This is a genomic window from Prevotellamassilia timonensis, assembly GCF_900106785.1.
GTDB classification, from domain to species: Bacteria; Bacteroidota; Bacteroidia; order Bacteroidales; family Bacteroidaceae; genus Alloprevotella; species Alloprevotella timonensis.
Window position 1 is genome coordinate 541805 of record NZ_LT629844.1, and the last position, 26955, is coordinate 568759.

The window sequence follows — 26955 nt, forward strand, 5'->3', positions numbered from 1 at the left end:
ATGAAAGCTGTAGAAGTAGAATTATTGATGAAAGGGAACCTTAGCCAGGGCATGTTAGATGCCCAGACTAAGGCTAATTTGCTTGATGAGTCCTTGAAACGAGTCGGCATGACCATTGGCGGTGTGTTCACGGCACAGAAGGCTGTGGAATTTGTGAAAACAATGATCGATGTGCGCCAGGAAGTGGAAAACCTCAGTATCTCGTTTGAAACATTGTTAGGCAGCAAGGACAAAGCTACGCAGTTCTTCGGTGAATTGCGTGAATATGCCGTGAACACACCGCTTATGCTCAATGATCTTGCAGGAGGAGCGCAAACTATGCTCGGATTCAACATCGAGGCGGAGAAGGTCATCCCGACACTAAAGCAGATTGGTGACATCTCCATGGGCGACCGTGACCGCTTCAACTCGCTTGTACTTGCATTTTCGCAAATGTCGGCTACGGGAAAACTGATGGGGCAAGATTTGCTCCAGATGATAAATGCCGGTTTCAATCCACTCGCTACCATATCGGAAAAAACTGGCAAAAGCATAGGACAACTCAAAGACGAAATGTCCGCTGGTGCTATCAGCTCTGAAATGGTGGCGCAAGCATTTGCAGACGCAACCGCAGAGGGTGGCAAATTTCATGGTATGCTGGATAAGCAAAGCAAAGGTTTGAAGGGACAAATCTCAAATTTGGAAGGTGCTATTGACAACATGTTCAATGCCATGGGCGAAAAGAGTGAGGGTATTTTAACTGGTAGCGTTGAAGTGGCTTCTGAACTTGTAAAGAACTATGAAGCGGTAGGAAAAGCCCTTATGTCGCTTGTTGCGGTATATGGCAGTTATAAAACAGCTTTGATTGCAACACTGGCAGTACAGAAGGCTGCTTCTTTTGTTGAAAACATTCGCCTTGTGGCTATGTTCCGTAAAGAATTGGGACTTGCAACAGCTGCACAGCAAGCCTTCAATATAACAGCAAATGCCAATCCTTATGTGTTACTTGCAACTGTTATTTTGTCTGCTGCCGCTGCGCTGGTTATATATTCAAAGAATTGCTCTGCTGCCGCTGACGAGGCTCAACGTGCGGCTGACCGTGAGAAAGAACAGACAGATGCAATCAATGACAAAAAAGAAGCGATTGAAAAATGTATAAGCACCATAACAGATGAGAATCTAGCGGAACAAGACAAACTAGAAGCTCTAGAAAAACTAAAGAAATTGATGCCGTCAGTCTTTGAGAAATACAGGACCGAAAAGGAACTTATTGGCAAACTGACGGAGGCGCGCCGGGAATATAACGAGGAACTTCGTGAAGAACGTAATCTTAAAGGCGAAGGTAATTTAAAGGCAGATCAACAACGAGTGGCTGACTTAAAAAAATACCTCGAACTACGCAAAGAATATTATAAGACGGGACGCTTGACTATGTCAGATTCTGATTATAATCTCTATCAGAACCTTGACAAGAAATATAATAAAGAAGTAAGGAACGTGCGTGGCACGTTTCAGACGTTCAACTCCGCTATAGAATCGTTGATTAAAGCTTCAGAGGGTACGGTGTGGAAAGATGTGCAGCAAGTGCGAACAGATAACCATAACAAGTTTATGGCAAAGTTGAATAGTATGAACGCAGAGACCGCTCAAAAGACTATCAACTTCTACAAAAATTGTATCTCCTCTGCGAACAAGCAAGGCAAGAAACTTGTAAAACTTCCAGGAGAGAGTGTTGCAACTAGTGTAGACGAATTGCAAAACCGCATCAAATCGGCCACTGCTCGTATGAAAAGCATACACGAGAATGCCTCTAAAGACTTCATGAAAGATGCAAAAACCGCATGGACTAATGCACAGAATGAAGTAAATAAAGTCATAAAGAATCGCAACAATCGTTCCCTTTATCCTGATGAAGCGTCCTATCTTGCAGCATTGCGCAAGGCACGCGATGAAGAAAAGAAGGCAAAGGCAAACTATGAGGCTGCAGGTGGTGACACATCAAAGAAAACAAAAAAGACAACAAAAAAGACAAAGAACACAGGTCTTACACCTCAAGAAAAAGCTAATATAAAGGCTGCAGAGCAAGAAGAGAAAGGGCGTCAGGTAGAAGCGGCACAACGTAAACAAGAAGCGTCAGAAAAGCAAACCGAATTTGATTTGAAACAAGCGGAGATTGACGGCTTGCAAGAGGGTTTTGACAAGGAACTTGAAACGATAAATCTCAATTACGATAAACTTATCGAAGCGAACCGTTTGCGCCAGCAAGAATGGGTTGATGAACTTCAGAATATATCAGACCTCTCATTTGAACAGGCTCATCCTGACTGGAAGAAACAAGGGTTGAAGCGCCCAACTGTTACTGTGGATGATTTGAGTGCTGACCAAAAAAACTATCTGAAACAATATACTGAAGCCGCAAACGCATACAAGCAAAATTCCGAAGCAAAGCTCTATCAGAATTTGCTCGCCAAGTACCAAGACTACGAGGAGCAGCGCAAGAGCATCCGCGAGAAGTTTGCTAAGGATCGTGCTCATATAGAGAAGGCTGTGGACGCAGAGGGGCGTCCTATAGGCGAGGATGTGAAGGAGCGTGCGTTGGCAGAGCTGGCGAAGCAGGAGCGTGCTGCGCTGAAGTCTGTGGACGAGGCTCAGCTGACGGAGCTGGGCAAGGAGAACAAGGTGCTTGTGGACTTGTTTGCTGACACTTCGGAGAAGAGTGTGGCTGAGGTGCAGAAGATAATAGACAGGACAAAGGTGCTGATGGACTATCTGCGTGGGACGAAGGACGCTGAGGGCACGGTTGTGATAAAGGACGGGAACGGAAAGACGGAGCGGAGGATTACGCAGAAGGATATGGCGGAGCTTGGTTTTTCGCCGGCTGAGCTGAAGGCTCTGGAGAAGAGCCCTGAGAAGCTGAAGGCTCTGACGGAGCAGTATGAGAAGCTGAAGAAGGAGGTGCTCGGTAAGAATCCGTTCAGGGCTCTGGCTGATGCGGTTGGGGAGCTGTTCAAGCACGGCGAGGATGGTGAGGAGAAGGGCCTTGAGGCTAAGCTGAAGCGCCTTGGTGAGTCTGCTGCGGCTTCTGCTGAGATGGTGGGCGACCTGGCCGGGAGGTTGAGCGAGATGTTTGAGGCGGCGGGTAACGATGGCATGGCTGAGGCGATGGATGCTGTGCAGGGTGTGATGACGAGTGTGAGCAACATAGGCCGTGGCTTTGCTGAGGGCGGCGTCGTTGGCGGCATAGCTGCTGCCGCGGGCGAGGCTATCGGCTGGGTGACGAAGGCTTTTCAGGCGAGTGCGCGTCATAAGGCTGCTTTGGAGAAAGTCATGGAGGAGGTGACGGCTCAGCAGCGTGAGTATAACCTGCTGCTGATGGAGCAGAACCTGGAGATGGAGAAGGCTCAGACGATATTCGGCACGGACACTTACGGGAAGGCTGCGAACGCTGTGAGGGTGATGAAGGATGCCTACGCTGGCCTGAAGGCGGAGATTGCGGGCACGGCTGAGCAGCAGCAGAAGTTCGGATACCTTGATACTGGGAATGCCTTCTGGAACAAGATTGTGAACAAGGGCTACTCGGAGCTGAAAGATGCTTACTCGGGACTGGCTGACATTGAGATAAAGACGGGACATAAGAAGACGGGGCTGTTCGGCTGGGGCAAGGGCAAGGATACGTACAGCAGCATACTGGACGTTTATCCTGAGCTGATAGACAGTGCGGGGAACTTTAACCGCGAGCTGGCTGAGAGCATCATGAACAGCCGTGAGTTTGCGAAGAATGACAAGGAGGCCCTGCAATATATCATAGACCTATATGACCAGGCTGAGGAGGCCTGGGAGTCTGTGAAGGACTACTTTGAGGGTGTGTTCGGCGACCTTGGGCAGACGCTGACGGACGCGCTGGTGGATGCCTTCAAGAACGGTACTGATGCGGGGAAGGCTTTTGCGGACTCGCTGACGGGTATGCTGGAGAAGCTGGCGGAGCAGATGATATACACGGTGACGATAGCCCCACTGCTGGAGAAGGCTCAGGAGGAGATGCTGGACGTGATGAAGCGCGAGGACCTGACGGACGAGGAGAAGTTTGGCAACTATGTGCGGATTCTGGACGACATGACGGACAATGCTCTGAGCCAGCAGGGTACCTTCAACGCGCTGCTGGAGAAGTATCGTCAGATGGCGAAGGAGAAGGGGTTGGACTTGTGGCAGGGGGACAGCACGACGCAGACGGGAAAGAGCGGTGCATACACGACGGCCTCGCAGGAGAGCATAACGAAACTGGAGGGTCTGTACACGGCGATGCTGGTGCACGAGACGAACATAGACACGAACGTGGAGAATGTGGCGGGGAGCATGCAGACGGCTCTGGGGCACCTGAAACGTATAGATACGAACACGGGCGAGTGCAGCGAGACGCTGAAACTGATGCGCAAGGACATGTGTGACATGAAGGACGACCTGACTACGCTACGTAGGGACGGCATTAAAACAAGGTAAGAAAAAAGGAGGAAAGAGCATGGAGATAACGAAAGGTCTGCTGTACATAAACGACAAGGATGCAGCCCAGGAATGGGGCGTGTTCCTGACGGAGAAGAAGGAGGGAGAATGGACTAACTATGAGGCTCTGCTGAAGCCGAGCACGACGAAGGAGCTGACGGTGGTGGACAACCCTGACGCTGACGGAGAGGAGCTGCCGGAAGAAATAGAGCTGCACCTTCAGGCGCGTGACGTGGAGCTGTACTTCTGCCTATGGGCTGAGTCGGCGCAGGCGTACTTCGTGAACTACGGCAGGTTCTTCACGATGCTGCGGACGGGCAAGGACGGATGGCTGGAGGTGAGGCTGCCGGAGATAGACCGCACGTTCAGACTGCGGTATCTGGGGGCAACGGAGACGGAGCAACTGACGCCGATAGGCGAAGGCGGCGTGTGCAGCAGGATGCGGCTGAAATTCAGGGAGCCTAAGCCTCTGTACTGAAACGGCGTTTGCAAGGTATTCAAACAACGATAAAACAACGATAAAAAGGACATCAAAGGACATGGAGCTGAAGATATATGACAAACGGAACCGGCTGAGGACAACGCTGGTGCCCGACAGTAGCAGCACTCACCACGAGGAGGTGGGCGGTGACGACTACCTGAGCGTGTCGCTGGACAGCCAGGAGTGCGTGACACTGGAGCTGAACGACTGGACGGTGTGGGAAGGGCGGAAGTTCTGGTGTGTGGAGACGTACACGCCGAAGCAGACGGGGCGCAGGAAATGGACGTACTCGGTGAAACTGTACGGTGCGGCGAGCCTTATCAAACAGGCGCTGATGCTGAACACGGAGGACTCGCCTGTATTCAGCTACACGGCGACGGCGCGTGAGCATGTGGCCCTGGTGGTGAAGAACCTGAACCGCTGGATGGGCGGCATAACGGACTGGAAGGTGGGCAAGGTGGAGGCTACGGGCAACATCGTGGTGGACTACTCGGAGGGTCTGTACGGGAACGACGCTCTGAAGAAGATAGCCGACGAGGCCGGGACGGAATGGTGGATAGAGGGCATGACGGTGAACGTGTGCCGCTGCGAGAGGGGCGACGAGGAGACGCTGGGCTACGGCAACGGTCTGTTGAGCATAGAGCGTGACTCGGCTGACAACGTGAAGTTCTTCACCCGACTGTTCCCGATAGGCAGCAGCCGCAACATAGACGCTGAGAAATACGGCAGCAGCCGACTGCTGCTGCCGAGCCGTGCGACGTATGTGGAACGGAACACGGAGCTGGGCATTGTGGAGCACTTCGAGCAGACGGCGTTCCAGGAGATATACCCGCGGCGCACGGGCAAGGTGAGCTCGGTGAGGAAGGAGACGAAAAAGGGCGATGACGGCAAGCCTTTCGACATATACTACTTCACGGACGGCGAGATGAACTTCGATCCGAACGAATATGAGATAGGAGGTCTGGTGAAGCGCGTGACGTTCCAGACGGGGCAGTTGGCCGGTCTGGGCAACGACGAGGACGGGGAGCACTACTTTGAGGTGAACTATAACAGTGCGACGCGGGAGTTTGAGCTGATAACGATATGGCCATACGATGACGACACGCAGGTGCCGGGCGGAGTGCTGGAGCCGAAAGCGGAGGACACCTATATACTGTGGAACGTGAGGATGCCGGACGAGTATTACCCGATAGCGGAGGAGGAGTATGCGACGGCGGTGGAAAAATACATGGACGAGCACTGCCTGGACAAAAGCGTGTACAAATGCTCGACTGACTATGTGGCGCTGAAGAAGCGCGGCGTTGTGCCGTGCATGGGGCAAAGGGTGCGGCTGGAGAGTGACCGCTTTTTTGCGAGCGGCTACCGTGAGAGCCGCATAACGGTGGTGGACCAGAAGCTGGCGCGCCCGACGGAGGCTGACATCGAGATAAGCGACGTGCTGTCGCAAACGACGCAGAGCCGCATGGCGGACGAGATAGAGAACGTGCGGAGCGAGGTGAAGGCGAACACTGTGGAGCTACCTGACGTGATACGCTCTTGGGACACGACTCTACCTACGGACAACAATCTGTTTTCGGCAAGAAGGAGCGAGCAGGAATTTCTGAGCAGGAAACGCAATGACCGCACGAAGGGGCGGATAACCTTTGAGCAGGGCGTGGTGTTCGGCGAGGAGGAGAACGGCTTTGTTGACGGCAAGGGCAACGCGGAGCTGCTGACGGCTGTGGTGAAGGAGCTGCTCAGCAGCGGGGACTATACCGGCGGGGGCTTGACGGACAGGGGCTGGAAACTGGGTATGGATGAGGACCGATTGTCGCACCTGATTGTGGACAAACTGACGGTGCGTCAGGTGATGAACGTGTTTGAGCTGCTGATAAACAAGGTGCGGAGCGTGGGCGGCCAGATATGCGTGAGCGCTGCGAACGGGAAGATAAAGGCTGTGGAGGAACAGGGCGACTACTACCTCATCAGCTTCGAGCAGGAGAACATGTTCGTGCGACATGACCTGGTGCGCTGCCAGACGTTCACGGGTACAGACCTGCGGAGCTACTGGGTGGAAGTGGCCGATGTTACGGAGGCCGGTATCGTGGTGGCGAAGGAGGAGTTTGAGGGCGTGGAACCGAAGGAGGGCGATGAGTGCGTGCTGATGGGCAACACGGCAAACACGGACCGCCAAAATATGGTGCTCATATCGGCCACCGAGGACGGCCAGCCGAGAGTGGATGTGATGGACGGCGTGAGTGGCAAGACCTTTGACAATGCTTTGCGTGCAAGGTTCGGTAACCTGGACGGCATCATGGACGACAAGTTTCCGGCAGATCGCCAGCCAAAGGGAAACGGACTATATGCGGACAATGCCTTTATGAAGGGAACTTTCGTGCTGGAGACTGGAGAAGACGTGAAGACTCGGTTTGAGATAACGGAGGGTAAGGTACAGAGTGCCATTGACAGTGTGAGGAACGATATCGTGAGTGATAAGAGCTACCTTAATAACCCGACGTTTGCATCGGGGCTGGCGAAGTGGGACTCGGTGGATGAGACGGTGTTCTTTCTCGTTGGCAACAAATGGGTGTGGGCCAACGGTGGGGCACTGAGCAAGAAGGGTGACGGGGCAAGCGTGGTGACTGACATGGGGCGCAAGGTGGTGCGGATACGCAACAAGTATATCCGCCAGAAGCATGAGAATCTGCGCTTTGTGCCGACCTTTCCGACAAACAGCGCCGGAAAGAAGGAAGCCTTGCCAGTGTATCTGAGTTTCTTTTATCGCTGTGCAAAGGCAGGCACGCTGAAGATAGGTTTTGAGAATGTTGACAAGACGGGGTTTGCGGACTTCAACAGTATGGAGGTAAGCGAGGAAATCGCTGCTACCGACGGCTATGTGCAATACACCTGCAGCGGACTGTGGAACGGCACGGGCGACTTCAAGCTGGCGTTTGGCGGAGACATCTATCTGTATATGCTTGTGCTGAGCACAGACAAGATTGAGGCGCTGACGTACAAGTACAAAACGCTGTTTGAGCAGTCGGAGCGACTGGTGAAAATATCGGCAGCCGTGTATGACAAGGATGAGCGGGCATTGGAAGAGACGGGACTGATGGTTCAACCCGAAGGTACGGGAATCTATATTAAGGATGCAAACGGCAAACTGGCTCTGATAGGAGTGGGCGTAGAGGAAACGGATGCAGGGGGCAATAAGAAAACCGTCATCAAGCTGACGGCTGACAATATCAAGCTGGAGGGACTGGTGACGGCCAACGGTAACTTTAAGATACTGGGGGACGGTAGCATGGAGGCTGTGAACGGAAAGTTCAGTGGCGAAATAAATGCAGCGAAGGGTAATATAGGAAAATTCGTAATCGATAATGGTAACATCATCACCAATGGAAAAGGTTCTTTGCAGATAGGTACAGATGACTTCAAGAATGTATTTTCCACAAACAGCGAAGAGCGTAAGCTGAAAGTACAAGCAGGTATAGGCGGATCGATAGTCGGGGAATATGCATTCAATTATAGGCAGAACAATCATTTTACCTTGAAGAATGAAACGAATAAGAAATATGACTGGCTGAATATTGCCGTAGCCAATGTGATGGATATGGATTATTTCAGTAGCACCAGTTCCACTATGAAAACTACCAATAGTTACGGCTTCCAGTTTGCTATGCTCGGCAGTGGACATGTGTGTCAAGACGGAATAGTGGAAGGTATGTGTCTTGATGTTGTCGATGATTTTAATGAAAATAATCAGGTACAATTAATTCAGCCGCCTTTATGGGGCAATAGGATATGTGTAAAGAGCAATTATGATGGATGCGCGATTATCCTGCCAGACAAGTATTCACTACTATCGTGCATTGGGTGTGGTATCATCAGGAAAGAAGAGCAGAGAAAGTTTTCGTTCCGTTTTGATGTGGTCAATTTCGGAAGCAAGCCAATTTATGTTGGCGGATATAGCACTGTGGTGTTTGACAACAATAAACAGCCTTTGAAAAATGATAGCTTTCCGCATATTTACCAGGGGGGAGCAGAAAAGACTGGAATACATGATGTAGGAATAGGAATCAATAGAAATCTTAGTTTCCTTTTAGTATATGATGGTAAAGACTATAAGGCCATTGTAATGAATTCTTAAATAATAAGGAGAATAATTATGACAGCAGAAGAAAAGAAAGAAATCAAGCGAGCCGTGCTTGATGAAATCAAGACCGAGAGCAACGATATTACGGAGATTGAGACCGTCTCCACTCTCGATGGTCTTACGGGTTTGCCTGCCATGCAGGGTAAAAAGCTCGTAACAGCTCCTTTGTCGCTTCTCTCAAAGCCTGCAACTGACGCAGCAGTTACGGCAAATTCAGCAGCAGTTACGGCAAATTCAGCAGCGGACACGGCAAACAAAGCAGCAAGCAAAGCCAATACGGCAGCTTCGATGATATCGCCCTATGCCGATTGTATCAACTTGGCAATGAATGGTTCTTCAGCTCGCTTTGATGGTTTTGTCGAAGGAGTTATAATAGAGTACTTATCCGTAATGTCGATTGATGGCGTATATTATGACATCAAGAACAAGCGTTTTTGCGCTAAGAAAGACGGTCACTACTATAATAATTGGGCTATAGGCGATAACACGCACGCTGCATCAATGTACCTTGATGATGGTCGTAAAATTCCACGTAAGGATAAAATATATGTATGTGGAACTAATCTCTATGTGTGGAGTGACGAAGAGGGTAATTTGGTTGTATATGGTGCCACAGCCCAAAATGGAGTTCAAGGCACAAGTAAGAATTATGTGTACTCATCGCCATCAGATAAGACTCGCACGGTATTGAGTGGCAAACTGTGGATATATCAGCACGGCGACTATAACCAGTTTCTCCGCTTCAAGCACTGGGGCGCTGCCAACGACACGGCCGAGACCGACTACAGTCAGGTGCAGCTGCCAAACGCATGGACGGGGGGCACAGGGCTGCTCCGCTATGACATATACCGCAGGCTTGACGGATTCAAACTGCGCGAGCAGAACTCTACCGCCACAGAGGTTAAGATTGTAACCCCGATTTTTACCACAGGCGGCACGAGAGAGCTAATTATATCACAAGCAACAACTGCTAAGGCAGGTGTGATGACGGCAGCTGACAAGACGAAGTTAGATGGATTAAGTGATATTTCTGCCGAGGGCGCACGCACTGCAAGAGCCTTGTACGCGGCCGCAGGAGACACAAAACTATTTGGTCCAAATAATATCTTCGATACAAATAACCTCACGTTAGGTGGCGCTGTTAATAAAGGTCTATATGACAGTTCGATTCCAACAGAGTACACAAAAGGGAGACCTTTTGAAGTGTTTTGCACGCAAGGCATAAAGTCTGGTGCAGACAGTAAGAAGTATATGATATGGTTCGGATTGCGCAAAAGTATGACCAACATAGAACGATATAGTTGTCAGCAAGTTATAGGGCAAACCGAGGAAGAGTTTTACGCGTATGGAACTCCTGTAGCATTTCGTCTGAACGATGGGAAAGTATATACCCCTTATAAAGGCAGTGGTGGGTTGGATATAGGTACATCTACACAATATATAGTGTCGCGAGAATGTGTTATTCCTTCGTATAGTGATTTGCACGATGCTGCAACAAGTGAAAAAGATGGGTTGATGTCTGCCTCCGATAAGGCACAGCTCGATGTGATTGCTGCTTCAATAGATTCCTTTGGCAATAGTATTACAGAACAGGCTAAGCGTATATATGACTTGGAGCAGTGTAAGCCTTTGGCTACGAAGAGTAGAAATGGCTTCATGAGTTCTGAAGACAAGACTCAACTACAGGGTGCGTTTGCTGATTTCAATGCCCGACGACAGGCACATGGCGTGGAAGGCTATATTGGCAAGTGTAATGTAATTAGTGTTCCAGGAACTGTTGGAAACACACAAATTGCTGCTGATCTTTATCGGAATGCTGAGGAACGTGATTACACCCCAGGTGCTTCTTTTGACGTGTATGTTTCGGCTGGGTATGATGAAAATAATCCAAACAAACAATGCGTTTGGTTTGGCTTATATATCGAACCGACCTTATTTGTGCGATATCGTCTTGATTATTGGCTGCATGGTACTGCCGATACACTTGTCGGCAAGTACTTATGCGACACAAGCGATAAATACTATGAGGTTCGTGAGGGTGCTGTTGGTGAATATATATATGAAGCCTCAGATGATACTCCTTGCATTATGACCATTGCCGATAGGCGCCTTCTTAATAAAATCAAACAGAAGTTGGGTTTATAATTTTGTAATTTGTGATAATTGTGAGGACGCAGGACTTGGCAGCGTGTATATTCTGCCTGAGGGCATCAGTTTCGGGCTGCGCAGCTCGCAAGGGGCGGGGAATCTGTTATTGTCTGTTTTCTTAGACCATTATCTGAAAGACAAGTGCGGCGTACGTTATTTTTACAGATATTGTGATGACGGCGTGGTACTCGGTAAAACGAAAGCGGAACTATGGATGATTCGTGACATCATACATGAACAGCTGCAGGAAAATGGCTGGAAGAATAAAGATGCAATAGATTTGAGCAAGTACAACGCTTAAAAAATCCTTTCGGGGGAGGATGTAAAAAAGCCCCCGGCCTGTTAATATAGACGCCAATCATTTATTAACACAACACCACGAGAGTGCACAACCGGGGGCTGATGTCTCCTGCTGCACTCTCGTGTTTTTTGTGTTATAAATGATTGGCGATACAAAGGTATATAAATTAGTTGAAAATGAAGGTATTTGAGATTTTGAATTTTAACCGCGAGCCGTTAAAAAGGCTACAACAGGCAGGGATACGCATCGAAGATGTGGAATATATAGACTTGTACAACGACTATCGCGTGATGCTCGGTGGTGGCGAAAAGGTCTCATACATTGTGGCGACACTTGCAGATCGCTATCATGTGAGCGAGCGCAAGGTGTACACGCTCATCAAGCGATATGGTCGAGAGTGTAGCACTCAGGTGCTCGAGGGATAAAGCATAAGGATTTTGAAAACGTGCTGTAAAAGGCTTGCAGTGTGATTTGCTCGTGGTGTTACTTTTTGATGCGGAAGCGTGGTAACTTTGCCGTATCGAAAGTAAAATACGATGAACAAATACTATTTATTATTGGGGAAGGTGCTTGCTGAAGGCAAGACCCAACAGAACAAAAAAGGCAAGATAAAATACTTGCTCAACGAGCAGCTGATGCTCACACCGGCTGACCTGCTCGACATATTTGAGAGCCACGGCATAGCGAGGAAGAAACTGAAAGAAGAGCTGAAACTGTTTATGCAAGGAGAGCGCAATGTGGAACGATACCGTGAGGCAGGCATAGCATGGTGGGACTACTGCGGCCAGACATTGGTAAACAGCTACCCGACCTACATGGAGAAACTGCCACCACTTATTGAGCGCATCAACAAGGAGAAACGCAACAGCAAAAACTATGTATTGTTTCTCGGAGCAACGGATGCAGAGAGCAACCAGGCACCGTGCCTGAGCCTTGTGCAGTTTCAAATAGAGGACGATGCATTGGTTGTGTCGGCATATCAGCGCAGCTCCGATGCAAACCTCGGACTGCCTTCAGACATTTACCACCTTTATCTGATGGCTCGACAGATAGACTTGCCGCTAAAGTCTATCACGCTGAACCTGGCGAATGTACACATCTATGAAAACAACATAAAGCCCACTGAACGACTTCTCGCTGGTGAGGATAATATAAAATTTGAACTGAACGTATGAGAGGGAAAATGCACATGGCAGCACCTCTGCCTTTTGTCGGACAGAAGCGCATGTTTGCAAAGGAGTATATCAAGATTCTGCCCCAGTTCAACGACAAAACAGTGTTTGTGGATTTGTTCGGTGGCAGCGGTTTGCTGTCCCATATAACGAAGCATTTGCGCCCAGAGGCAACTGTGGTATATAACGACTACGACAACTACCGCGAGAGATTGGCACATATACGTCCGACAAATACGCTGCTCGCTGATTTGCGAGAGATAGTTGGCAATACGCCAAAGCACAAGCGGATAGATGGTGTGATGCGTGAGAAGATGTTTGAACGTTTGAGACATGAGGAGCAAACGGTGGGCTATATTGATTTTATAACCATCTCGGCATCGGTGATGTTCTCGATGAAGTACGAACTGAGCATCGAGGAAATGGAGAAGCAGACATTATACAATAATATCCGAAAGAACGACTACCCGACAAGTGAGGACTATCTGGAAGGTTTGACGATTGAATCATGTGACTATCGTGAACTATACGAAAAATATAAAGACGAGCCGAATGTGGTGTTTATAGTGGACCCTCCTTATTTGTCCACAGAGGTCGGAACATACAAAATGTACTGGCATTTGTCTGACTATCTCGATGTGTTGAATGTGCTCAAAGGAAAGCCGTTTGTTTATTTTACATCAGATAAGTCGTCTATCATTGAGCTTTGTGAATGGTTAGGCAAGAATAAAACGCTCGGCAATCCGTTCGAAGGTTGTAAGCGTTTCGAGTTCAATGCGCATGTGAACTATGACGCAGATTACAAAGATATGATGCTCGTGAAGTCTAATGCCGCATAATTTGAACCTCGTTTGAACACTGTTTGTCCGCCGTTCAAAAACTATAAAAGCAGCCCGTTTTGGACTGCTTTTTTGTTGTTTTAAAGTGTCGTGTGCGCGAATTTTTTTGCACGTTTCGTTTTTCCCGATTTTTGCACGTTTCGTTTTTCAAATCGAGCACATTTCGTTTTGCCGGATTTACGTGGTGCTAAAGCACGCTGCACGAGCAAAAAAATCCGTGCGATCGGTGTGATCCGTGAGTATAATATCAGAATGGTTTATAAGATAGGCTGCACCTCAGCAGTGTAAAATGAAAAAAAGTATTCTTTCATTTTGCGCTGCATTCGGTTTGCACTATCTTTTGATAAGATAGGCTGCACCTCAGCAGTGTAAAATGAAAAAAAGTATTCTTTCATTTTGCACTGCATTCGGTTTGCACTATCTTTTGATAAGATAGGCTGCACCTCAGCAGTGTAAAATGAAAAAAAGTATTCTTTCATTTTGCACTGCATTCGGTTTGCACTATCTTTTGATAAGATAGGCTGCACCTCAGCAGTGCAAAATGAAAAAAAACTTTCTTTCATTTTGCACTGCATTCGGTTTGCACTATCTTTGTACACAAACAAAATATACGTATATGAAGAAATTGTTTATCATGCTCGCACTGGCTGTGGGCACACTGTCGGCTCATGCACAATTTGCAAAAGGTACAAAGTATGTGGGCGCCTCAATATCGGGTATTGGTTTGTCTTACAGTTCAAACCAAAAGTTCCGATTCGGACTTGATGCAACGGCAGGCTATTTCTTGGCAGACTGCTTTATGCTGCGTGGCAATGTGAGCTATGACCACACCAAGGAAATTAACGATGTGAGTGTGGGCGCTGGTGCACGTTACTACTTTGACCAATGTGGTGTGTTCCTTGGTGCCGGAGCAGAATATGTGCACTATACACCAAGTTCTAACGATGTGCAAATTCCGGTGGAGATTGGCTATGCCTTCTTTGTCAACCGCTATATTACCATCGAGCCTTCGGTGTACTATAAAATGTCGCTCGACTCTTTCTCAGAAAAGAGCACCGTGGGCGCACGCATAGGATTGGGTTTCTACTTTTAAGGAACAGTAAAGCAAGACGTTTAACTAAATTATGTTTTGGATCCAGCCCGCCCAGGTTAAATCCGAAACTTCAGTGACTAATATAATTGTTGGCGTAATAGGGAGCTGACTTGTCAGCTATTCTTGCCAACATGTTGATATTATATATAATGACAGAAATAGCAACTTTGGGAGAGTTTGGCCTGATAGACCACTTGACCGAAGGACTTAAAATGCAGAATGCCTCGACACTGCGCGGTGTGGGCGATGACTGTGCTGTGTTGCAGTATAGCACCGACCCCGCCGACAACCGACGTGTGCTCGTGACTACGGACATGCTGATGGAGGGCATTCATTTTGATTTGACTTACACCCCGCTCAAGCATCTGGGTTATAAGGCTGCTATGGTGAACCTGTCGGACGTGTATGCCATGAACGGCACACCGCGGCAGTTGCTGGTGAGCCTGGCTGTAGGTCGGCGCTTCAAGTTGGAGCACGTTGAGGAACTGTATGCCGGCATTCGTTTGGCATGCGAGCGTCATGGCGTGGATATTGTGGGGGGCGACACGACGTCTTCTCTCACAGGACTGGCCATCAGCATTACTTGTATTGGTGAGGCCAAGGCCGAGGATATCGTGTATCGCTCGGGAGCAAAGGACACTGATTTGCTCTGTGTGAGCGGTAACTTGGGTGCAGCTTACCTCGGATTGCAGTTGATGGAGCGCGAAAAACGCATATTCGAGTCGCAGAAAGGTAATGCCGAAACGGCTGCACAACCCGACTTTGCAGGACGTGAGTATTTGATAGAGCGCTTTTTGAAGCCTGAGGCTCGTCGCGATGTGATTGAACACTTGCGTGAGGCTGGCATACATCCCACGTCGATGATGGACATAAGTGACGGCCTGTCATCTGAGGCCATGCACATTTGCAAGCAGAGTCATACGGGATGCCGCATTTACGAGGAACGCATACCTATCGACTATCAAACTGCCGTGGCTGCCGAGGAGTTTAACATGAATGTGTACACGGCCGCATTGAATGGTGGCGAGGATTATGAATTGCTGTTTACTGTGCCATTGACCGGACACGAGCGCGTCTCGCAAATTGAGGGCGTGAAGGTTATCGGACACATGACAAAGCCCGAACTGGGTAACAAACTCGTGACACGCGACGGCAATGAGTTTGACCTCAAAGCACAAGGGTGGAACCCCTTGGCAGAATAAAAGGCTGACGGGGTGGCCAGACAGCTTGTCAACTGACTCCGACAATATATCTGTAATTCAACTTTCAGACCATACCCGTCTAAATCCGAAACTCGAATTTGTAACTTACTAAATACTAAATAAAGAATTATGAAGAGATTATTATATGTTATTCCTGCCACCATGCTGCTGTTGGCATCGTGCGCCACACAAAAGTCAACGTATGCCATCGGAGGCGAATGGAGTGTGACAAATATCGGCGGGCGCGCTATTACGCCCAGCGATGAAACGCCTTTCCTGGGTTTTGACCTTAACGAGGGAAATATTTATGGCTTTACGGGCTGCAACCGACTTACGGGTTCAATGAATTTGAAAAAGTTTGCGGCTGGCAAACCCGACTTCTCGCACATGGGCATGACGCGTATGCTCTGCCCCGACGATACCTACGAAAGCGACTTTATGGCTGCACTCGACAAGGTGCGCACATCGGAGGTGAACGGCAATGAAATGCTGCTCAAAGATGCCCACGGCAAGACGCTTATCACGCTCACGAAAAAGAAATAAAACAACGCCTAAACCCCTACAACATAGTGGCTACAGTAGACGATAAAAAAATCATTTTCTCGATGGTCGGTTTGTCAAAGACCATCAAGCAGAACAACAAACAGGTACTTAAAAACATTTACCTCAGTTTCTTTTATGGTGCCAAAATTGGTATCATAGGTCTTAATGGTGCCGGTAAGTCAACCCTTATGAAGATTATTGCCGGACTGGACAACGACTACCAGGGCGAGGTGGTATTCTCGCCGGGCTATTCGGTTGGCTATTTGCCGCAGGACCCCCATCTTGACGATAACAAGACGGTGAAGGAAATTGTACAGGAAGGTGTGCAGAATGTGGTAGACGCCTTGGCCGAGTATGAGGAGATTAACCAAAAGTTTGGTTTGCCCGAGTACTACGAGAATGAGGACAAGATGAATGCTTTGTTTGCCCGTCAGGGCGAGTTGCAGGACATTCTTGACGCCACCGATGCGTGGAACCTCGACAGCCGTTTGGAACGTGCCATGGACGCATTGCGCCTGCCGCCTGCTGACTGGAAGGCTGAACACCTGTCGGGAGGTGAACGCCGCCGCGTGGCATTGTGCCGCCTCTTGTTGCAAAAGCCTGATGTGCTGTTGCTCGATGAACCGACCAACCACCTTGACGCGGAGAGCATCGACTGGTTGGAACAGCACTTGAACCAGTATGAGGGCACGGTGATAGCCGTTACACACGACCGCTACTTCCTTGACGATGTGGCTGGCTGGATTTTGGAACTTGACCGTGGTGAGGGCATACCCTGGAAGGGCAACTACTCGTCGTGGCTCGAGCAAAAGAGCAAGCGCATGGAGCAGGAGGAGAAGGTGGCAAGCAAGCGCCGCAAAACGTTGGAACGCGAACTTGAATGGGTGCGCATGGCCCCCAAGGCACGTCAGGCTAAGGGTAAAGCGCGTTTGAACTCTTACGACAAACTGCTGAATGAAGACGTAAAGGAGAAGGAACAGAAGTTGGAGATATTCATACCTAACGGACCGCGACTTGGCAACAAGGTGATTGAGGCGCATGGTGTGTCGAAGGCTTTTGGCGACAAGGTGCTTTACAAAAACCTTGACTTTACGCTTCCTCCCGCTGGCATTGTGGGCGTGATTGGTCCTAATGGTGTGGGTAAAACTACGCTGTTCCGCCTTATCATGGGCTTGGACACCCCCGACAGCGGTACATTTGAAATGGGCGAGACCGTAAAATTGGCATACGTTGACCAGCAGCACACCGACATTGATCCCGACAAGAGTGTGTATGAGGTGATAAGCGGTGGCAGCGAACTGATGCGTATGGGCGGTCGCGACATCAACGCGCGTGCTTACCTGAGCCGTTTCAACTTTGCTGGAGCCGACCAGGAGAAGAAGTGTGGCGTGCTTTCGGGCGGTGAGCGTAACCGTTTGCAACTGGCCCTTGCCCTGAAGCAAGAGGGCAATGTGTTGTTGCTCGATGAGCCAACCAACGACATTGATGTCAACACGCTGCGTGCCCTGGAGGAGGGCTTGGAAGCCTTTGCCGGTTGTGCGGTGGTTATCAGCCACGACCGTTGGTTCCTCGACCGTATTTGTACGCACATATTGGCCTTTGAGGGTGATGGCAATGTGTTCTTCTTCGAAGGTTCGTACACAGACTATGAGGTGAACAAGGCCAAACGCCTTGGACTTGAAGAACCCAAGCGCATTCGCTACCGCAAGCTCGATGATTGACGGCATGGCGCTTTGTTGATATATAAATTGCAATAAAAGAAAGGACAGGATAGACGCATGTACAGCAAGCGTTAATCCTGTCCTTCTTTTGTCCTGACTTCGCCACTTTTCTGCGCCATTGAATGACGCGTATTGATATTGGGTGACGCATTAACGAAGTCTGAAAAAACGCTACCACTAAACGCAAGCACTAATGGGGGCGACGCGTCCCGCGTCGGGATTTTTAAGGCAAAGGCTCACAGACATGAGTGTAATTCGTGCTGTCTGTGAGCCTTTGTTTAGTATATAAGCATTGCATTTTCACGCGGGATGAGGCTGCTGAAAAAACCGACGCGGGACGCGTCGCCCCCATTAGTGATAGCGTTTGGTGCTTGCGTTTGGTGGCAGCGTCTTGTGCTTGCGTTTTGTGGTAGCATTTTGTGGTAGCGGTACCTTTACCATACTACAAAAACTTTACTTGCCGAGTATCTTACATCTTACACTAATACATCGTAAATTATTGATTATCAGCACTTTGACTAGTGTAAGATGATGTCAATGCCACCTACACGCAACCTACACACCCCACACGCTGCCACACGGCACAAGTACGGGAGGGTGATATCACAACATAGGGGAACAGAAAAGTCTGTTGCTCCGACAGATTTTCCTACGTCCCTGTGGCGTAAACCCCACCGCATACGACAAAACCGGCTGCGAGGCGGCGGGGTGGGGTGTGTAAGATGTATGCAAGGGAGTGTAAGATACTTTGAAATCATCTTACACTCTTGAAACCTCTGTGTGTCAACTTGTTATGTGTAAAAAGTGTAAGATGGCAGTAAAAACACACGCACTCATTTATAAGTAGGTAGACGGGGAGGGAGCAAATATTTGTGTACAAATTGTACACTTTTTTTGTTGGGTGCAATGCCTCGGTGTTACCTTTGCAGCACTTTAATTCAACTTTACTTTTGTACTAAACCAAATTGTATGATCATGAAACGAATGCTTAACAGAATGCTGCGCTATGCCGATGCCATTGTGAAACGTGGCGTTAACAAACTGATAGACGCTATCGGGCAAAGCGCGGAACCACAAACTAAAAACACTGAAACGCCCCAGCAAAAAAGCATGGGCAATGATATTAATTGCGCACCGCAAGCGACAGCCAGCACCACGAACTGCGGTCTGACCGAACAGGCCATCAGTCTTATGGACGAACTGTGCGACATGCGCTATAATGTGCTTGACCGCACGCCCGAAGTGCAACGGCGCGACCAGGCGGACAAAGGGCTTGTGCCCGTGAGCAAACTGGTGCGCAACACGATGGTGATTGACTTGCACAAACGGGGCTGCATGGTGTGGAACAATGATGTGGACCGCATTGTGGAGTCGGCCTACATGCCGCAGTATCACCCATTCAGCGCTTATTTGCAGTCACTGCCCCAATGGGACGGTACCGACCGCGTGGGTCCACTGGCCGAACGGGTGAGCACCGACGCGCTGTGGCGCATGGTGTTTGGGCGCTGGCTGCGCTGCATGGTGGCTGGTTGGGTGCAGGCCGCAGCGGGCGGCGCAAGCACCTGCGGCAATGCCATGATACCGCTGTTGGTGAGTGAGGAGCAGGGTGTGCGCAAAAGTACGTTTTGCCGCATGTTGCTGCCTCCCGAACTGCGCAATTACTATACTGACAAGTTTGAGCTGGCCGGCGACGAGCGTCTTGAACTGGCGCTGTCGCGCTTTGCGCTTGTCAATCTTGACGAGTTTGACCGCTACAACAAGTTGCACAACGCCAAACTTAAGAATTTGGTGCAGCTTGGCACCATGCAGGCGCGCCGCCCCTATGCTGCCGGGTTCAGCAAAATGGCACGTGTGGCCTCGTTTATAGGTACCAGCAACAGGTTCGACCTGCTGACCGACCCTACGGGCAGCCGCCGTTTTTACTGCCAGGAGGTGAAGCACGTCATAGACTGTGACACGCCGCTCGACTATGCGCAACTTTATGCACAGTTGCTGCACGAGGTGCAAAGTGGTGAGATTACGTACTCAAGTTCTGAACCTTTTCGTTAAGCCAGATGAGCAAAAGAGAGCTTGCTTTCATTTTGCCATGTCGAGAAAAGGTGCGCGAAAGCGAACGAAATACTGTACCAATTCATATCAACTAATTTTTAACACCTACTTATGTGCAAATCCCCAACAGAAGAATAGGGAGGTTACAAGAGCAAATGGTATCAGGTATTTTCGTGTTACGATTGATTTCATTGTTTGTTGAGACTTTGTTTATACCAATTAAAAAGTCGTTGTACGCCTTCTTCAATCTCGACTTTGTGTGTCCAGCCTAATGAATGGAGTTTACTTACGTCGATGAGTTTACGCATAGTGCCATCGGGCTTGGTGTTGTCAAACTCTATGGTGCCTTCAAATCCTACGGCTTTTGCAACTAATTCGGAGAGTTGACGGATGGTGAGTTCTATGCCTGTACCTACGTTGATGTGGCAATTACGTATCTCGCCTAACGTGGGTATGGCGCCTCCGCGACCTTCAGAGTTGTTGCGGTCTACTGTGCCATCGGTTTTGGCTCCATAAAACACGCTGCTGTATTTTTCTATTCCTATAATATCTTTGAAGTCAACGTTTAGGAGTATGTGTACACTGGCATCCGCCATGTCTTCGCTCCAAAGAAATTCGCGAAGTGGCGTTCCTGTTCCCCAAAGCACTACTTTATTGTCGTAGATGCCATAGAAGGCTAAGGCTTTTAAGATGCGGTCATGAGGGTTTGTGCCATCTACATTGCCTTCACCAATGAGCGCACGGAGTTTATCTGTGGGATTGATGGGGCGTTTGTTCATGTCTTCTTCTATGCTGTGCCAATCGCCTTCGTGTAGGAGTTTTGCCAAATAGATTTTGCGCATCATGGCGGGCATGACATGGCTGTTCTCTAAATGGAAATTATCGTTGGGACCATAGAGGTTGGTGGGCATTACGGCTATATAATTGGTGCCGTATTGCAGATTGTACGATTCGCACATCTTTAATCCTGCTATCTTGGCTATGGCATATTCCTCGTTGGTATATTCTAAGGGGGAGGTGAGCAGGCTGTATTCTTTCATGGGTTGGGGTGCGTTCTTGGGATAGATGCACGTTGAACCTAAAAAGAGGAGTTTTTTGACACCATGTTTGTAGGCATTTTCTATTACATTGCACTGCATCTTCATGTTTTGCATGATGAAGTCGGCACGATAGAGGGAGTTTGCCATGATGCCACCAACAAAGGCTGCTGCAAGAACTACGGCTTCGGGACGTTCTTCATCGAAGAAGCGTGTTACGGCTTGCTGGTCGGTTAGGTCTAACTCTTTATGGCTGCGACCTATTAAATTGTTATAGCCTCGTGCCTTTAGATTGTTCCAAATGGCTGAGCCTACAAGTCCGTGATGTCCTGCTATATAGATTTTACTATCTTTACTTAACATGGTGTTCTTTTATTTTACAATTCCCTTTTCAAGATATTCTGCCAAATTGGTACGTACTTGGGCTGCGGCTCCTTCTGCTGCTACTTTTGCCATGTCATGGTCTACCATGATTTTTACGAGTTGCTCGAAGGAGGTAGTATTGGGATCCCAACCGAGTTTTGCCTTGGCTTTGGTTGGGTCGCCCCAAAGGTTTACTACATCTGTGGGACGATAGAAGTCTGGGGAAACTTCTACTATTGTTTTTCCTTTTAAATGTTCGGGACCGCTTATGCAGATGCCTTTTTCGTTTTCTGCCTTGCCTTCCCATTTTAGTTCGATGCCTACATGATGAAAGGCGAGTTGGGCAAACTCACGTACGCTATGTTGTACACCTGTTGCGATGACGTAGTCTTCGGGTTTAGGGGCTTGAAGAATGAGCCACATGCACTCTACATAGTCTTTTGCATAGCCCCAATCGCGTAATGAATCAAGGTTGCCAAGGTAGAGTTTGTCTTGCAAGCCCTGTGCTATACGTGCAGCAGCAAGAGTAATCTTACGTGTCACGAAAGTCTCGCCACGACGCTCGCTTTCGTGATTGAAGAGGATGCCATTGCAGCAAAACATATTGTAGGCATCGCGATATTCTTTGATTATCCAATATCCATAGAGTTTGGCTACTGCATAGGGGCTGAATGGATGGAAGGGGGTGTTTTCGTTTTGTGGCACTTCTTCAGCTTTGCCATAGAGTTCGGAGGTTGATGCTTGGTAGATTTTACAACTGTGGGTAAGTCCTACTTTGCGTACTGCCTCAATTATACGTAGAACACCCACGGCATCAACGTCAGCGGTAAACTCAGGAGAGTCGAAGCTAACCTGCACATGGCTCTGTGCAGCAAGGTTGTAAATCTCAGTAGGTCGCACTTCTGACACCACGCCTACTATAGACATGGAGTCACCAAGGTCGGCATAGTGTAAATGGAAATGGGGTTTGCCTTCGAGATGTGCGATACGCTCGCGATAGTCTACGGATGAACGGCGAATGATGCCGTGTACATCATATCCTTTTTCAAGGAGCAATTCTGCTAAGTATGATCCATCTTGTCCTGTTACACCCGTTATTAGGGCTATGTTTTGTTTACTCATAATTGATATGTTTTTGTTCTTTAATTAAGGAAATTCCTTTTTACCATTCATACTCAAATCTTTCAATATATTCCTCCACGAGCGGATTACTTAATTGTACCTCAATAAAAGTCAAATCCGTTGTGGCCTTTATGGCATGATAATGTTCGACAGGAATATTCATGACGTCTCCACGTTTAACTAGTCTTCGTTCACCATCTAAAACAAAGATGCCTTCGCCATCAACACAAGTCCATATTTCACTACGATGATGATGCAACTGATAACTAATGTGTTTTCCTGCTTTCAAACGTATTGTTTTGAGTTTCTAAAATAAATGTCCTTTATGAGCCATTCAGTATGCTACTTTGTCGCCATTCTGACGCCAGGCGTTGAAAGGGGCGTCGGCCTCGTCGTGCATCATGGCTTCGGTGGGCAAGTGGCGTTCGTTGATGGGCAGTGGCAGTTCCTGGTATATAAAGGCGTCGTCAAATCCGGCCTCGGCAGCGTCAGTTTTTGTGCCGGCAAAGTATAGGTGGCTGAGGTGTGCCCAATAGATGGCCCCCAAACACATGGGGCAAGGTTCGCACGACGAGTAAATGTCGCAGCCGCTGAGGTCGAAAGTGCCCAGCTTGGTGCAAGCATTGCGAATGGCCTGCACCTCGGCATGGGCTGTAGGGTCGTGTTGCAAGGTAACGCGGTTGACGCCTTCGGCCACAATTTCGCCGTTGCGCGCTATGACGGCACCAAAGGGGCCGCCCCCTTGTCTTACGTTTTCGACGGCCAAAGCTATGGCGCGTCGCATCAGTTCTTGTTTTGTCATATTGTTGTCACGATTTATGGTTTTGTCTTACACAAAGGTAATCACTGGCACGCTTTTGTGCAATATTTAGTGGTCTGTTTTGTATGAAATGCTGGTAAAGTAGACTTTAACGCGTTGACGGAATTAGTAAACAAGTTGACAAGTTAACCTGAAATTCCGCCAACGCGTAGACGTTATTACTCGTGTCGCGTTGTTTTGGCGCACCCGACAAACCCTGTGGAGGGCTGTGCAGATGCTAACCCAAAAACTGAGTTGCCAAACGATACATGATTGCCCAAAAGTAGTACCTTTGCACTATGAATCAGAATGGCAATAAAAATATGTATGAGGGCCTCGCCTCATATTTCCTCCCCGAAGGAGTTCTTAAATATTTCGAGGTGACAGACTTTGCAACACAGCGTACTCTGGACAAGGATGTTCTTTACACAACAGAGCTTCACATCTATCTGGATGAGCGCGACAATCGCACACCAGACATGAAGGATTCCGTGAGCAATGGTTTTGGGGAAGAATCATGTTTACTTGACTATCCAGCCCGAGACAAGAAGGCGGTACTTCACATACGAAGAAGGCGTTGGACAATGCCGGATGGCACAACAAGAAGTGTTGACCTTGACAAGGAGTTTGAACTGAAGCATAAGGGCACTCGATACGCGAAGGACTTCGCGCTTTTTTTAAAGAGGGCGAATGGACTCTGAGACGATAACCGCTCGTCAGATTGGTTATACGTACATGATTAACAGCTCCACGTTTGCCAAAAGATACAAGGACGCCCTGAGTAACTTCGAGACGTGGGAGCAGAAGGATCACGCATCCAAGTGGATTCTTATTCCGCAAAACGTAGGTAAGGAGCAAGGCATAGACGAGACCTCCCTCCAGGGCGAACTGTACACTATCGTTCACAACAAGGATGCCCATGGTCGCAAGGGTGCAATCATAGCAGTAGTCAAGGGAACGAATCCTGCTGACGTACTGAAGGTTCTCATGCAACTACCTGCAGATAAGCGTGAAATGGTTGAGAATATCACGATGGATCTCTCAGATTGCATGCGTGTCATAGCCCGAGAGGCATTCCCTAAAGCCACAGTCATACGTGACTGCTTCCATGTCGTAAAACGCGGTGGAGAGGGCTGCGAAGAGATACGCCTGCGCCTGAAACGAAAAGCCGTAAAGGAGGCGAACAGACAGAAGGCAGAGTTTCGCAAATACCTCGAAAATCTGGCAGCGCAGAGAAAGGCTTACCGCGAGCGAATGAGGAAAAGGCATGGGAAGAACTGGAAGAAGAGCAAGCGCGGAAGAAAGCCTATGAGGCTGAACACTCGCTTTGAACCCAAAAGGCTTGAAAATGGCGAGACTCTTGTAGAGGCACAGACACGATGTCGCAAGCAATTGTCCATGAGCCGAGAGAAGTGGAGCGCAACGCAGAAAAAGCGTGCGAAGATACTTTTCGCACTCTACCCAAAACTTGAAGAAGCATACAATCTGATCAACTCCCTTAGAGCCATATTCAGAAACAAGAAACTCACAAAGGAGACTGCCAAACAGAATTTCAAGGGGTGGTATGAGAAAGTGGCTTCCTGCACTCTGCGTGAAATCAAGTCCGTACGCGATACCATCAGATTCTATGAGGATGAAATCCTGAACTACTTTGACGGACGTAAGACTAACGCTTCAGCTGAATCGTTGAACTCAAAGATCAAATGCTTTCGTGCACAAGTAAAAGGAGTCATAGACATACCATTCTTCATGTATCGTTTAGCAACAGTTTTGGGTTAGCATCTGCACGGCCTACTCCACAGGGTTTGTCGGGTGCGCCNNNNTGGCGCACCCGACAAACCCTGTGGAGGGCTGTGCAGATGCTAACCCAAAAACTGAGTTGCCAAACGATACATGATTGCCCAAAAGTAGTACCTTTGCACTATGAATCAGAATGGCAATAAAAATATGTATGAGGGCCTCGCCTCATATTTCCTCCCCGAAGGAGTTCTTAAATATTTCGAGGTGACAGACTTTGCAACACAGCGTACTCTGGACAAGGATGTTCTTTACACAACAGAGCTTCACATCTATCTGGATGAGCGCGACAATCGCACACCAGACATGAAGGATTCCGTGAGCAATGGTTTTGGGGAAGAATCATGTTTACTTGACTATCCAGCCCGAGACAAGAAGGCGGTACTTCACATACGAAGAAGGCGTTGGACAATGCCGGATGGCACAACAAGAAGTGTTGACCTTGACAAGGAGTTTGAACTGAAGCATAAGGGCACTCGATACGCGAAGGACTTCGCGCTTTTTTTAAAGAGGGCGAATGGACTCTGAGACGATAACCGCTCGTCAGATTGGTTATACGTACATGATTAACAGCTCCACGTTTGCCAAAAGATACAAGGACGCCCTGAGTAACTTCGAGACGTGGGAGCAGAAGGATCACGCATCCAAGTGGATTCTTATTCCGCAAAACGTAGGTAAGGAGCAAGGCATAGACGAGACCTCCCTCCAGGGCGAACTGTACACTATCGTTCACAACAAGGATGCCCATGGTCGCAAGGGTGCAATCATAGCAGTAGTCAAGGGAACGAATCCTGCTGACGTACTGAAGGTTCTCATGCAACTACCTGCAGATAAGCGTGAAATGGTTGAGAATATCACGATGGATCTCTCAGATTGCATGCGTGTCATAGCCCGAGAGGCATTCCCTAAAGCCACAGTCATACGTGACTGCTTCCATGTCGTAAAACGCGGTGGAGAGGGCTGCGAAGAGATACGCCTGCGCCTGAAACGAAAAGCCGTAAAGGAGGCGAACAGACAGAAGGCAGAGTTTCGCAAATACCTCGAAAATCTGGCAGCGCAGAGAAAGGCTTACCGCGAGCGAATGAGGAAAAGGCATGGGAAGAACTGGAAGAAGAGCAAGCGCGGAAGAAAGCCTATGAGGCTGAACACTCGCTTTGAACCCAAAAGGCTTGAAAATGGCGAGACTCTTGTAGAGGCACAGACACGATGTCGCAAGCAATTGTCCATGAGCCGAGAGAAGTGGAGCGCAACGCAGAAAAAGCGTGCGAAGATACTTTTCGCACTCTACCCAAAACTTGAAGAAGCATACAATCTGATCAACTCCCTTAGAGCCATATTCAGAAACAAGAAACTCACAAAGGAGACTGCCAAACAGAATTTCAAGGGGTGGTATGAGAAAGTGGCTTCCTGCACTCTGCGTGAAATCAAGTCCGTACGCGATACCATCAGATTCTATGAGGATGAAATCCTGAACTACTTTGACGGACGTAAGACTAACGCTTCAGCTGAATCGTTGAACTCAAAGATCAAATGCTTTCGTGCACAAGTAAAAGGAGTCATAGACATACCATTCTTCATGTATCGTTTAGCAACAGTTTTGGGTTAGCATCTGCACGGCCTACTCCACAGGGTTTGTCGGGTGCGCCGTTGTTTTGTGCATTTTGTTTCAGAAGTTTA

General features: G+C 48.6%; 21 protein-coding genes and 1 pseudogene. 17 read left to right on the top strand and 5 right to left on the bottom strand.

What is annotated here, in order from left to right; translation table 11 throughout:
- The 8 genes and pseudogenes from BQ5453_RS07845 (at position 1) to BQ5453_RS07880 (ending at position 13552) form a co-directional block, all read left to right on the top strand.
- The gene (locus BQ5453_RS07845; protein ID WP_071122760.1) at positions 1-4476 is read left to right on the top strand and encodes a tape measure protein; all 4476 of its coding nucleotides are present in this window, start codon (positions 1-3) and stop codon (positions 4474-4476) included.
- Positions 4477-4495: 19 nt separating this feature from the next.
- The gene (locus BQ5453_RS07850) at positions 4496-4954 is read left to right on the top strand and encodes a hypothetical protein (RefSeq protein ID WP_071122761.1); all 459 of its coding nucleotides are present in this window, start codon (positions 4496-4498) and stop codon (positions 4952-4954) included.
- 61 nt (positions 4955-5015) lie between these two features.
- Entirely contained in the window at positions 5016-9086 is a 4071-nt protein-coding gene (locus tag BQ5453_RS07855; protein ID WP_071122762.1) for a hypothetical protein, read from the top strand.
- 18 nt (positions 9087-9104) lie between these two features.
- Positions 9105-11237 (top strand): hypothetical protein, encoded by a 2133-nt coding sequence (locus tag BQ5453_RS07860; RefSeq protein ID WP_071122763.1) that lies wholly within the window; start codon positions 9105-9107, stop codon positions 11235-11237.
- Positions 11238-11280: 43 nt separating this feature from the next.
- Positions 11281-11484 (top strand): annotated as a pseudogene (locus tag BQ5453_RS07865) (RNA-dependent RNA polymerase family protein); the annotation flags it as partial.
- A 233-nt stretch (positions 11485-11717) separates the two neighbouring features.
- Complete coding sequence (locus BQ5453_RS07870) at positions 11718-11966, top strand: hypothetical protein (protein WP_071122765.1); 249 nt, start codon at positions 11718-11720, stop codon at positions 11964-11966.
- A gap of 111 nt (positions 11967-12077) precedes the next feature.
- Positions 12078-12716: a thymidylate synthase gene (locus BQ5453_RS07875; protein ID WP_071122766.1), complete on the top strand. Its 639-nt coding sequence runs from the start codon at positions 12078-12080 to the stop codon at positions 12714-12716.
- Positions 12713-13552, top strand: a complete 840-nt coding sequence (locus tag BQ5453_RS07880) for a DNA adenine methylase (protein WP_071122767.1) — start codon at positions 12713-12715, stop codon at positions 13550-13552. The genes BQ5453_RS07875 and BQ5453_RS07880 overlap by 4 nt, the downstream gene beginning before the upstream one ends.
- Positions 13553-13809: 257 nt before the next feature.
- Here BQ5453_RS07880 and BQ5453_RS07885 read toward each other — a convergent pair whose 3' ends face one another.
- Entirely contained in the window at positions 13810-14115 is a 306-nt protein-coding gene (locus tag BQ5453_RS07885; protein ID WP_143033335.1) for a hypothetical protein, read from the bottom strand.
- A gap of 53 nt (positions 14116-14168) precedes the next feature.
- Here BQ5453_RS07885 and BQ5453_RS07890 point away from each other — a divergent pair, with 53 nt between their 5' ends.
- From BQ5453_RS07890 to BQ5453_RS07910, 5 genes are all read left to right on the top strand, one after another.
- Positions 14169-14645 carry an outer membrane beta-barrel protein gene (locus BQ5453_RS07890; RefSeq protein ID WP_071122769.1) on the top strand — a complete coding sequence of 159 codons (477 nt, stop codon included), beginning with the start codon at positions 14169-14171 and terminating at the stop codon, positions 14643-14645.
- A gap of 146 nt (positions 14646-14791) precedes the next feature.
- Positions 14792-15847 (top strand): thiamine-phosphate kinase, encoded by a 1056-nt coding sequence (gene thiL, locus BQ5453_RS07895; protein WP_071122925.1) that lies wholly within the window; start codon positions 14792-14794, stop codon positions 15845-15847.
- Positions 15848-15976: 129 nt separating this feature from the next.
- The gene (locus BQ5453_RS07900) at positions 15977-16390 is read left to right on the top strand and encodes an META domain-containing protein (protein ID WP_071122770.1); all 414 of its coding nucleotides are present in this window, start codon (positions 15977-15979) and stop codon (positions 16388-16390) included.
- A gap of 26 nt (positions 16391-16416) precedes the next feature.
- Complete coding sequence (gene ettA, locus BQ5453_RS07905) at positions 16417-18111, top strand: energy-dependent translational throttle protein EttA (RefSeq protein ID WP_022101143.1); 1695 nt, start codon at positions 16417-16419, stop codon at positions 18109-18111.
- A gap of 975 nt (positions 18112-19086) precedes the next feature.
- Positions 19087-20160 (top strand): VapE domain-containing protein, encoded by a 1074-nt coding sequence (locus tag BQ5453_RS07910; RefSeq protein WP_161942406.1) that lies wholly within the window; start codon positions 19087-19089, stop codon positions 20158-20160.
- Positions 20161-20348: 188 nt separating this feature from the next.
- On the opposite strand, the gene BQ5453_RS07915 is transcribed toward BQ5453_RS07910, so the two are convergent.
- Genes BQ5453_RS07915 through BQ5453_RS07930 form a run of 4 tightly spaced genes read right to left on the bottom strand, consistent with a single transcriptional unit; the run spans position 20349 to position 23484 of the window.
- On the bottom strand, positions 20349-21560 hold the full coding sequence (locus BQ5453_RS07915) for a GDP-L-fucose synthase family protein (protein WP_071122773.1): 1212 nt from the start codon (positions 21558-21560) through the stop codon (positions 20349-20351).
- A gap of 9 nt (positions 21561-21569) precedes the next feature.
- The gene (gmd, locus tag BQ5453_RS07920; protein ID WP_071122774.1) at positions 21570-22682 is read right to left on the bottom strand and encodes a GDP-mannose 4,6-dehydratase; all 1113 of its coding nucleotides are present in this window, start codon (positions 22680-22682) and stop codon (positions 21570-21572) included.
- 40 nt (positions 22683-22722) lie between these two features.
- Positions 22723-22977: a cupin domain-containing protein gene (locus tag BQ5453_RS07925; protein WP_083361164.1), complete on the bottom strand. Its 255-nt coding sequence runs from the start codon at positions 22975-22977 to the stop codon at positions 22723-22725.
- Between the two features lie 39 nt (positions 22978-23016).
- Entirely contained in the window at positions 23017-23484 is a 468-nt protein-coding gene (locus BQ5453_RS07930) for a nucleoside deaminase (RefSeq protein WP_071122776.1), read from the bottom strand.
- A gap of 320 nt (positions 23485-23804) precedes the next feature.
- Between BQ5453_RS07930 and BQ5453_RS07935 the strand changes: the two genes are divergently transcribed.
- The 4 genes from BQ5453_RS07935 to BQ5453_RS07950 all read left to right on the top strand — a co-directional run bounded on the left by BQ5453_RS07935 (position 23805) and on the right by BQ5453_RS07950 (position 26884).
- The gene (locus BQ5453_RS07935) at positions 23805-24182 is read left to right on the top strand and encodes an ISAon1 family transposase N-terminal region protein (protein WP_143033257.1); all 378 of its coding nucleotides are present in this window, start codon (positions 23805-23807) and stop codon (positions 24180-24182) included.
- Positions 24183-24216: 34 nt separating this feature from the next.
- Positions 24217-25260: a transposase gene (locus BQ5453_RS07940; protein WP_074027632.1), complete on the top strand. Its 1044-nt coding sequence runs from the start codon at positions 24217-24219 to the stop codon at positions 25258-25260.
- A gap of 168 nt (positions 25261-25428) precedes the next feature.
- Positions 25429-25806 (top strand): ISAon1 family transposase N-terminal region protein, encoded by a 378-nt coding sequence (locus BQ5453_RS07945; RefSeq protein ID WP_143033257.1) that lies wholly within the window; start codon positions 25429-25431, stop codon positions 25804-25806.
- A gap of 34 nt (positions 25807-25840) precedes the next feature.
- A complete protein-coding gene (locus tag BQ5453_RS07950) occupies positions 25841-26884 on the top strand; it encodes a transposase (protein ID WP_074027632.1) in 1044 nt (347 codons plus the stop codon).
- The last annotated feature ends 71 nt before the right edge of the window (positions 26885-26955 follow it).

Excerpts from the sequence above, each read along its gene's own strand:
- BQ5453_RS07845 (WP_071122760.1), top strand. The coding sequence starts at position 1 with ATGAAAGCTGTAGAAGTAGAATTATTGATGAAAGGGAACCTTAGCCAG.
- BQ5453_RS07850 (WP_071122761.1), top strand. The coding sequence starts at position 4,496 with ATGGAGATAACGAAAGGTCTGCTGTACATAAACGACAAGGATGCAGCC.
- BQ5453_RS07855 (WP_071122762.1), top strand. The coding sequence starts at position 5,016 with ATGGAGCTGAAGATATATGACAAACGGAACCGGCTGAGGACAACGCTG.
- BQ5453_RS07860 (WP_071122763.1), top strand. The coding sequence starts at position 9,105 with ATGACAGCAGAAGAAAAGAAAGAAATCAAGCGAGCCGTGCTTGATGAA.
- BQ5453_RS07870 (WP_071122765.1), top strand. The coding sequence starts at position 11,718 with ATGAAGGTATTTGAGATTTTGAATTTTAACCGCGAGCCGTTAAAAAGG.
- BQ5453_RS07875 (WP_071122766.1), top strand. The coding sequence starts at position 12,078 with ATGAACAAATACTATTTATTATTGGGGAAGGTGCTTGCTGAAGGCAAG.
- BQ5453_RS07880 (WP_071122767.1), top strand. The coding sequence starts at position 12,713 with ATGAGAGGGAAAATGCACATGGCAGCACCTCTGCCTTTTGTCGGACAG.
- BQ5453_RS07885 (WP_143033335.1), bottom strand. The coding sequence starts at position 14,115 with ATGAAAGAAAGTTTTTTTTCATTTTGCACTGCTGAGGTGCAGCCTATC.
- BQ5453_RS07890 (WP_071122769.1), top strand. The coding sequence starts at position 14,169 with ATGAAGAAATTGTTTATCATGCTCGCACTGGCTGTGGGCACACTGTCG.
- BQ5453_RS07900 (WP_071122770.1), top strand. The coding sequence starts at position 15,977 with ATGAAGAGATTATTATATGTTATTCCTGCCACCATGCTGCTGTTGGCA.
- BQ5453_RS07910 (WP_161942406.1), top strand. The coding sequence starts at position 19,087 with ATGAAACGAATGCTTAACAGAATGCTGCGCTATGCCGATGCCATTGTG.
- BQ5453_RS07915 (WP_071122773.1), bottom strand. The coding sequence starts at position 21,560 with ATGTTAAGTAAAGATAGTAAAATCTATATAGCAGGACATCACGGACTT.
- gmd (WP_071122774.1), bottom strand. The coding sequence starts at position 22,682 with ATGAGTAAACAAAACATAGCCCTAATAACGGGTGTAACAGGACAAGAT.
- BQ5453_RS07930 (WP_071122776.1), bottom strand. The coding sequence starts at position 23,484 with ATGACAAAACAAGAACTGATGCGACGCGCCATAGCTTTGGCCGTCGAA.
- BQ5453_RS07935 (WP_143033257.1), top strand. The coding sequence starts at position 23,805 with ATGTATGAGGGCCTCGCCTCATATTTCCTCCCCGAAGGAGTTCTTAAA.
- BQ5453_RS07940 (WP_074027632.1), top strand. The coding sequence starts at position 24,217 with ATGATTAACAGCTCCACGTTTGCCAAAAGATACAAGGACGCCCTGAGT.
- BQ5453_RS07945 (WP_143033257.1), top strand. The coding sequence starts at position 25,429 with ATGTATGAGGGCCTCGCCTCATATTTCCTCCCCGAAGGAGTTCTTAAA.
- BQ5453_RS07950 (WP_074027632.1), top strand. The coding sequence starts at position 25,841 with ATGATTAACAGCTCCACGTTTGCCAAAAGATACAAGGACGCCCTGAGT.